This is a genomic window from Paenibacillus medicaginis (assembly GCF_042138635.1).
GTDB classification, from domain to species: domain Bacteria; phylum Bacillota; class Bacilli; order Paenibacillales; family Paenibacillaceae; genus Paenibacillus; species Paenibacillus medicaginis.
Genome location: NZ_JBHIRY010000025.1, coordinates 77,353 through 83,352, shown reverse-complemented (window position 1 = coordinate 83,352; position 6,000 = coordinate 77,353). Strand labels below are relative to the sequence as shown.

The 6,000-nt window shown below is 55.1% G+C and carries 6 protein-coding genes; 2 read left to right on the top strand and 4 right to left on the bottom strand.

All coding sequences use genetic code 11. From position 1 onward, the window contains the following. The 4 genes from ACE5LO_RS21095 to cobD form a co-directional block, all read right to left on the bottom strand. On the bottom strand, positions 1 to 638 hold a 638-nt coding region (locus ACE5LO_RS21095), incomplete at its 3' end, for a DUF6444 domain-containing protein (RefSeq protein ID WP_375521949.1). Between the two features lie 606 nt (positions 639 to 1,244). Continuing rightward, positions 1,245 to 1,880, bottom strand: coding sequence for a histidine phosphatase family protein (locus tag ACE5LO_RS21090; RefSeq protein WP_375521948.1), 636 nt, complete (start codon positions 1,878 to 1,880; stop codon positions 1,245 to 1,247). A gap of 30 nt (positions 1,881 to 1,910) precedes the next feature. Then, on the bottom strand, positions 1,911 to 2,882 hold the full coding sequence (gene cbiB / locus ACE5LO_RS21085; RefSeq protein WP_375521947.1) for an adenosylcobinamide-phosphate synthase CbiB: 972 nt from the start codon (positions 2,880 to 2,882) through the stop codon (positions 1,911 to 1,913). Then, entirely contained in the window at positions 2,872 to 3,972 is a 1,101-nt protein-coding gene (gene cobD / locus ACE5LO_RS21080; RefSeq protein WP_375521958.1) for a threonine-phosphate decarboxylase CobD, read from the bottom strand. The genes cbiB and cobD overlap by 11 nt, the downstream gene beginning before the upstream one ends. A 146-nt stretch (positions 3,973 to 4,118) precedes the next feature. Between cobD and lplA the strand changes: the two genes are divergently transcribed. Then, positions 4,119 to 5,120, top strand: coding sequence for a lipoate--protein ligase (lplA, locus tag ACE5LO_RS21075; protein ID WP_375521946.1), 1,002 nt, complete (start codon positions 4,119 to 4,121; stop codon positions 5,118 to 5,120). A gap of 51 nt (positions 5,121 to 5,171) precedes the next feature. Then, complete coding sequence (locus ACE5LO_RS21070) at positions 5,172 to 5,972, top strand: Cof-type HAD-IIB family hydrolase (RefSeq protein WP_375521945.1); 801 nt, start codon at positions 5,172 to 5,174, stop codon at positions 5,970 to 5,972. The last annotated feature ends 28 nt before the right edge of the window (positions 5,973 to 6,000 follow it).

Sequence of the window (6,000 nt, the reverse complement as noted above, 5' to 3'; positions counted from 1 at the left end):
TTCGATGCCTTATTCAGCATGGCGAGCAAGGAAGCTTCGCTTGGCCCACAGCCGGTCAGGTCGTGAAACAAGCGGGCGATGCGCTCCAGCGGCAGCAGCTGATACGCGTGCAAATAAACCGTCCATGCCGCCCAGCCATCGCCGTATTGCACCGGTGCTTTCACCGACTCTGGAAACGAGGCGCGCTGCATGCAGCGACATTGGGTACAGTATGCTTTTTCGGCTTGAAACTCGGTGACGAATACGCTTGGGGGCGGCAATTCGATGACTTGTCGTTTCTCCACTGTTTTGCGCTTCGCATTCGCGAGCGAGTTGTGACAGTCGGGACAGGTATGGAGAGGAAGAACGACAACCTCATCGGGATGTTCGATTTGGCACCGCGTCGTACCGCGATGGCCCTTAGGCGCTCCTTTTTTGCCGCCTGGCGTGCGCAAATTGGTTGGTTTGCGTAGGCCATCGCTTGATGGCGGCTTGCTGCTGTTCCGGCTATTGCTTCCGAGTTGGCGTTCCAGCTCGTGTACACGATGCTCAAGTTGCTCGATACGTGCGGCCTGTTGATCGAGAAGAAATTGAACCGTTGAAGCCACTTCTTTATCGCCTTTACAGATGGTCAGCACTTGCTCCGGTGTCAGCTTCATTTCCCATCACCTCCCGTTTCTTCATTGCTGCTTTACTAATTCTACACGAAGGGCTGGAATTCCTTACATGTACGAAATTTTTTTGCAGGAGGTGGGGGGGACCTAAGTAGTAACGTTTTTTCGTACAAAAGCCTGGGAGGGGGCTCGCTCAGGCTCTCGTTTGTACGTTTTTTCGTACAAAAACCTGGGAGGGGGCTCGCTCAGGCTCTCATATGTACGTTTTTCCGTACAAAAACCTGGGAGGGGGCTCGCTCGGGTTCTCGTTTGTACGTTTTTTCGTACAAAAACCTGGGAGGGGGCTCGCTCGGGTTCTCGTTTGTACGTTTTTTCGCACAAAAACCTGGGAGGGGGCTCGCTCGGGCTCTCATATGTGCGTTTTTTCGTACAAAAACCTGGGAGGGGGCTCGCTCGGGCTCTCATATGTGCGTTTTTTCGTACAAAAACCTGGGAGGTAGCTTTCTTGCAATGATAGAATTGTTCAGCTCCGCTGAAAACTTATAAATTCTAGTATATCAAGGAAAACCCGCCTGGGCGATACTTTACAAATTTGTGAACGAGTGCAGGCCAGACCGGGGTTAGGCAGGCATCAAGTCGGGGTTAATTAGGTCAGATGTTTCTCAGCCAGCTTCCCATAATCCACCCATCCTCATATCTTAGGCGCAGTCCGGCCATACCGGTGGGCGACAGCTGAACGGACCAGAAGTCAAGTCCGGGAACAGTCAGCGCGGCCAGCTGGCGGATCACGCCGCCATGGGTGACGGCCAGTACGGCAGGAATTCCTTCCGCACCGCTTCTGTTCTCCACCAGAATCTCCTCCAGCAGAGATTTCAAAAAGCCGGTAAGCCTGCCTTCAAAATGCTCCAGACTCTCGCCGCCGGGCGGAGTGACACAACGCGGATCGTCCAGCCAGGACCTGTACAGCTGCATATCTTTAAGCGATTCGTAGGTTTCGCCGTCCCATGCCCCGAAGTCCAGCTCACGCAGCCTCTCGTCCAGAACAGCTTCAGCCGCAAGCTGGGGAGCAGCCAACCTCAGCGTTTCTGTACAGCGGCGGAGGTCGCTGCTGTACACTTTGGCAAAACACATCCCGCGCAGCCGCTGCCCTAGCGCCCCCAATTCACCCTCCGCATCAGGCAGCAATCCCGGATCGGCATGTCCTACATAACGCTTTTCGCGGTTCCACTGCGTTGTCCCGTGCCGGACAAGGATTAAATCCAGCTCACAGAATGTACTGCTGCTCATTTTACATACCTCCCCCCGGAATCGGACTCATCATTGCGGTGGCATAACCATCCACCCTATCCCACCGGCTGCCACACACAGCAGCACGAACAACGAGGAAGAAAGGAACATCAGCGCAGTTGTCCGTCTGATATCCTCCGCTTCCAGCGGTCGGAGCGGGTCCCCCATATAGGCTCTGAAGGAGCGTACCCCATGGTATACATTGTACCCGCCCAGTCTGACGCCCAGCGCGCCCGCGACCGCCGCTTCCGGAAATCCGCTGTTGGGGCTTGGGTGCAGCCCTGCATCACGCCGTATCGTCCGCCAGCTACGCTGCGGCTCCAGCCTCTTCAGCCACGCCGCGACGACAAGCAGCACTGCCGTAAGACGGGCGGGAATGTAATTGGCAGCATCGTCAAGCCTTGCCGACGCCCAGCCCAAATGGAGGTATTTCTCATTTTTATACCCGACCATAGAATCAAGCGTATTGACCGCACGGTAGGCCATAGCCAGGGGCGCACCGCCGATCAGCGCATAAAACAACGGTGAAATAATCGCGTCGACGATGTTTTCGGCAATCGTTTCCACCGTACCACGCACAATTTCCGGCTCGTCCAGCTCCTGCGTATCCCGTCCTACGATCATACCAAGCGCCGCACGGGCTGCAGGCAGATCACCGGAGCGCAACGCACTGTAAACCGCCATGCCGGCATCCTTCAGCCCTTTGGAGGCGATGGTCGTTGCAATGAGCAGCACCTCCGCGCCGATAGCCAGCCAGGGTTGGATTCTTCCGAGCAAAAATACGGCAAGCCAGGTCAGCAGGTATGCTGCCCCCACGACGGTCAGGGGAAGCAGCATACCCGCCCAGCGCAAGGCCCTCGCGCTGCGAGCGTAGCGGCGTATGATGCTCTCCACGAAGGTGATCAGCTTGCCTATGCCAATCACGGGATGGGGAATCCAACGCGGATCGCCGATGATCCGGTCCAGAATGTAAGCCGCCACAATGATCAGGCTACCTGTCACGCCGCTCCTCCTCCAGCACGCGTCCCAGGGTGTCCAGCAGCAGCAGATTATCCTTCCGGTCTTTGACCGCGATCCGGAAATGATTCTCTGACAGCCCCGGGTACATGGCACAGCTGCGGATGAGAAGGCCGCGCCGTCCCAGTGCCTCCTGGAGCTCGGCCGCCCTCCACATCCCCGGCGCACGTACCAGCAAATAGTTGGCCTCGCCCGAAGTTGCCGCACAGCCCAGCTCAGCAAGGCCCGCCAGCAGTCTCTCTCGTTCGGTTTGAACGAGCTCCAGCGTCCGTTCCTCATAATCGGCGCCAGCTTGCAGACAAGCTTCCCCAGCCAGCAGCGCCAGTCCGTTGACACTCCAGGTCACCTGCTTGGCGGTCAAACGGCGGATCATGCCCGGATGAGCCATAGTATAACCGAGCCTCAGCCCCGGAATTGCGTAGAACTTCGTCATGGAACGGATCAAAATCACGTTCGGATACCTTTCCAGACTTTGCAGCAAGGACACCCTGCGTTCCGCGGGAATAAAATCCGTAAATGCTTCGTCCACTACAAGCACCGTGCCCGTCCTTGCCGATGCGGCAGCGAGGGCATCCAGTTCTTCCTGACCGTACTGCACCCCGTTGGGGTTATTCGGCTGGCCAAGGAAGAGTACGTCCACTTCTTCCATCAGACCGACCATCTCCGCCTTGTCCGCTCTCCACTGCTGCGAGGCCCTGCCATACACCCTGCTGACCTCAGCCCCGAATTTGGCCGCAAGCTCCGCATATTCCGAGAAGCACGGCTCCACGATGCCCACTCTCGCCGGAGCGAGAGCCAGCAGCACAAGCGCCATGCATTCCGCCGCCCCATTGCCGATGCCGATCCATTCCGGCGCGAGCTGCAAGCTGCGGGACAGCAGGCTCTTCAGCGTCCGGTGACCCGGGTCCGGATAACGGATAACCGCCCGCAGCCCGCTGCGCAGCGCCTCCCTGACTTCGGGAGGTGGTCCGAGCGGATTGATGTTCGCGCTGAAATCAACGAAATCAGTCGCACGTCTGCCAAACACGGCAGCCGCCGTCTCCATATCGCCGCCATGGCCGAAAACTTCTATCATATCCATCAACCTTTCCGGACGAATTCCGTTCTGGTTCCCATTATGACGCTGTATTTCACGTTCCGTCAATCGGTGCAATCTTTTGTGTCCTGTTGTTATTTCGGTTACAATGAAAGACGAATCTTGTCATAAACGGAGGAACGAACATGCTGTTCATCGACAATAAAGGAATCACCGATCCAGCCATCAATCTGGCGATCGAGGAATATGCCCTGAAGCATCTTCCGCTGGACGACAGCTACCTGCTCTTTTACATCAACAGACCGTCCATTATTATAGGTAAGCATCAGAATACAGTGGAGGAAATCAACAACGAGTACGTAAAGGACAACAATATCCAGGTCGTGCGCCGTCTGTCGGGCGGAGGGGCTGTATACCACGACCTCGGGAACCTGAATTTCAGCTTCATCACCAAGGATGACGGACAATCCTTTCACAACTTCCTCAAATTCACGCAACCGGTAATCGACGCCCTGCGCGACATGGGGGTAAATGCGGAAATGACGGGACGCAATGACCTTCAGGTCGGGGAGAAAAAAATATCAGGCAACGCCCAGTTTGCCACCCGTGGTCGTATGTTCAGCCACGGCACGCTCATGTTTAATCTTAATCTGGATGATGTGCAGGCGTCCCTGAACGTCAATCCGGAGAAATTCAAATCCAAGAGCACAAAATCCGTGCGCAGCCGGGTAGCCAATATTGCCGACCTGATGGATCGCCCGATGACGATTGAGGAGTTCCGTGGCCAGCTGCTGCGCCATATTTTCGGCATGGAGCCGGATCAAGTGCCGCAATATGAACTGACTGAAGCCGACTGGACCAAGATTCACGAAATTTCCGCCGAGCGCTATCAGTCCTGGGACTGGAACTATGGCCAGTCGCCTGAATCCAATATCAAGCATGTCAAGAAGTTCCCGATCGGCCTGATCGACATCCGGATGGACCTGAAGGACGGCCGAATCCGGGACATCAAAATCTACGGCGATTTCTTCGGCGTCGGCGACGTGGCGGATATCGAAAATGCGCTGCGCGGCAAGCGTTATGAAGAAGCGGAAGTTCGCGAAGCTCTGGCTTCTCTGGACATCAAGCATTATTTCGGCAATCTGGAGCTGGATGATTTCATCGGACTTGTTTTCCTTGAAGACTGAATATCTACAATGTGAATCAAATAGAGTATAGAGAAAAAGGAGAGAAAACGTATGTATAAGCTGATAGCCATCGATATTGACGATACGCTGATCAATGATGAGAAGGAAGTTACTCCAGCAACACAGAAAGCGCTCGAGGACGCTGTGGCGAAAGGGGTTGTTGTAACGCTGGCAACCGGACGCGCGTATGCTTCAGCACAGGCGATCGCCCGCCAGACCGGGCTGAATGTGCCAATTATCACCTATCAGGGAGCTCTTGTTAAAAACCTGCTGGATGAAAATGTACTGTATGAGCGCTACGTTCCGGTCGTCGCTGCCCGTCGCCTGTTTGAGTTCTGCCTGGAACGCAACCTGCATCTGCAGACCTACGTCGATGACAAGCTATATGCGCGTGAGGAGAACCAGAAGCTGCTGGACTACTCCGCATTGAACAAGACGTCTTATTATATTGAGCCGGTTTTCAGCAAAATGATCGAACAGCCTACTCATAAAATGCTCATCATCGACGAGCCGGACTACCTGGATGAAATTGCGCCGCAATTGCGTGAGCTGCTGGGTGATGAAGTGCATATTACGAAGTCCAAGCCTTACTTCCTCGAAATTATGCATAAGGAAGGCACCAAGGGCCATGCCCTTACGTTCCTGGCACAGCATTTCGGCTGCGACATGTCCGAAACGATCGCCATCGGCGATTCCTGGAATGACCATGAAATGCTGGAATGCGCGGGACTTGGCGTGGCCATGGGCAATGCCATCGATGCGCTTAAAGAGCTTGCCGACTACGTTACGCTCACCAACAACGAAGACGGAGTCAAGCATGTGATCGATAAATTTGTGCTGAACGCGGTCTAAACCGCAGGCACAGGTTTATAAAGTATTC

Excerpts from the sequence above, each read along its gene's own strand:
- ACE5LO_RS21090 (WP_375521948.1), bottom strand. The coding sequence starts at position 1,880 with ATGAGCAGCAGTACATTCTGTGAGCTGGATTTAATCCTTGTCCGGCAC.
- cobD (WP_375521958.1), bottom strand. The coding sequence starts at position 3,972 with ATGATAGAAGTTTTCGGCCATGGCGGCGATATGGAGACGGCGGCTGCC.
- lplA (WP_375521946.1), top strand. The coding sequence starts at position 4,119 with ATGCTGTTCATCGACAATAAAGGAATCACCGATCCAGCCATCAATCTG.
- ACE5LO_RS21070 (WP_375521945.1), top strand. The coding sequence starts at position 5,172 with ATGTATAAGCTGATAGCCATCGATATTGACGATACGCTGATCAATGAT.